This window comes from Bacillus sp. JJ1521, from assembly GCF_036965165.1.
In the GTDB taxonomy this organism is placed as follows: Bacteria; Bacillota; Bacilli; order Bacillales; family Bacillaceae_L; genus Ferdinandcohnia.
Window position 1 is genome coordinate 1 of the sequence record NZ_JBALOX010000211.1, and the last position, 1,788, is coordinate 1,788.

General features: G+C 39.0%; 1 protein-coding gene and 1 pseudogene. Both read left to right on the forward strand.

Features of this window, described 5'->3' with window-relative positions:
* A pseudogene (locus tag V7147_RS22315) lies at nucleotides 1-119 on the forward strand (cytochrome B5); the annotation flags it as partial.
* Nucleotides 119-1,771, forward strand: coding sequence for a b(o/a)3-type cytochrome-c oxidase subunit 1 (locus V7147_RS22320; RefSeq protein WP_335370005.1), 1,653 nt, complete (start codon nucleotides 119-121; stop codon nucleotides 1,769-1,771). The pseudogene V7147_RS22315 and the gene V7147_RS22320, both read left to right, overlap by 1 nt.
* Nucleotides 1,772-1,788: the final 17 nt, after the last annotated feature.

A 1,788-nucleotide genomic window follows, 5' to 3' on the forward strand; every position in this document is an offset into this window, starting at 1 on the left:
GTTATATCAGCAGTTATACACAAACATTTTCTAAAACAGGCGAATTTCTAGTGTTATGTAATGAATATTGTGGAGTTGGACACCACTTAATGATGGCGAAAGTTGAGGTGACCGAATAATGGCGAATTCAATCGAGAAAGTTGACAAAAAAGATGCGAAATTAGCAATGGCTCACTTTTATGTAGCCTTCGCTGCTTTATTTCTAGGAGGAACTGCTGGATTACTTCAGACACTTGTTCGTTCGGGGAAATTTACATTACCTGCCGGAATAGGCTATTATCAATTACTAACTGTTCACGGCGTTTTATTAGGACTTGTACTTACTACATTTTTTATCATTGGTTTCTTATTTGCGAGCTTAAGTAAAACAGCAGGTACCCTATCACCAAAGTTGCGTTTAACTGCTTGGATTGGTTTTTGGACGATGACAATTGGTACAGCATCAACAGCAACTACGATTCTATTAGGTGAAGCATCTGTTCTTTATACATTCTATGCTCCTCTACAAGCACACCCATTCTTCTATATCGGACTAGCGCTTGTTGTAGTTGGTAGCTGGATTGGTGGATTTGCAATGTTTGCCCATTTTGGGAAATGGAAAAAAGCAAATCCTGGTGAAGTTACACCTTTATTAAGCTTTATGGCTGTCATGACGATGATTTTATGGTTGGTTGCAACACTTGGGGTTGCTGCATCAGTTCTAATTCAATTTATCCCATGGTCATTTGGTTGGGTTGACACAATCGATGTCCTTATTAGTAGAACATTATTCTGGTATTTCGGTCACCCACTTGTGTACTTCTGGTTATTACCAGCATACATGGCATGGTACGTTGTCATTCCTAAGGTAATCGGAGGAAAGATTTTCTCAGATGCCCTTGCAAGATTATCCTTTATTTTGTTTCTATTATTCTCAATTCCAGTTGGATTCCACCATCAGTTAACTGAACCAGGTATTGATCCAAATTGGAAGTTCTTACAAGTTGTTCTAACATTCATGGTTGTTATACCTTCTCTAATGACTGCTTTTTCATTGTTTGCATCATTCGAACTATATGGAAGATCAAAGGGTGCAACAGGTTTGTTTGGTTGGTTTAGAAAGCTTCCTTGGGGAGATGCTCGTTTCTTCGCACCATTCGTTGGTATGTTATTCTTCATCCCAGCAGGTGCCGGCGGAATTATCAATGCAAGTCACCAGATGAACCAAGTCATTCACAATACGATTTGGGTAACAGGTCACTTTCACTTAACTGCTGCAACAACTGTTGTATTAACATTTTTTGGAATCTCCTACTGGTTAATTCCACATTTAACTGGTCGCGTATTGACAAAAGCAATGAACAAGCTTGCGATTATTCAAACAATCGTATGGACAATTGGGATGACATTCATGTCAACATCGATGCATTTTCAAGGATTACTGGGAGCTCCAAGACGTTCAGCATTCTCAACGTATGGAGGTTCTGAGCAAGCGGCAGAATGGATTCCATATCAAATTGCACAAGCAATTGGTGGAACAATTCTATTTATCGGGATTATCCTAGTTCTTATCATCTTCATTAACCTTGCCTTCTTTGCACCAAAAGGTGAAACAGAATTCCCTGTAGGTGAAGTGGCAGATGAAGCAGAAAAAACACCTATGCTTCTTGAAAACTGGAAGCTTTGGGTTGGTGTGTTAGTGGTATTAATCTTAATCGCTTATACAATACCATTTGTCGATATGATTCAAAACGCACCACCAGGAGCCAAACCTTTCAAACATTTACTATAAAATAGAAAAGCACAAGG

What these genes read in the sequence shown, in the direction of transcription:
- V7147_RS22320 (WP_335370005.1), top strand. Translation starts at nt 119, where the DNA reads ATGGCGAATTCAATCGAGAAAGTTGACAAAAAAGATGCGAAATTAGCA.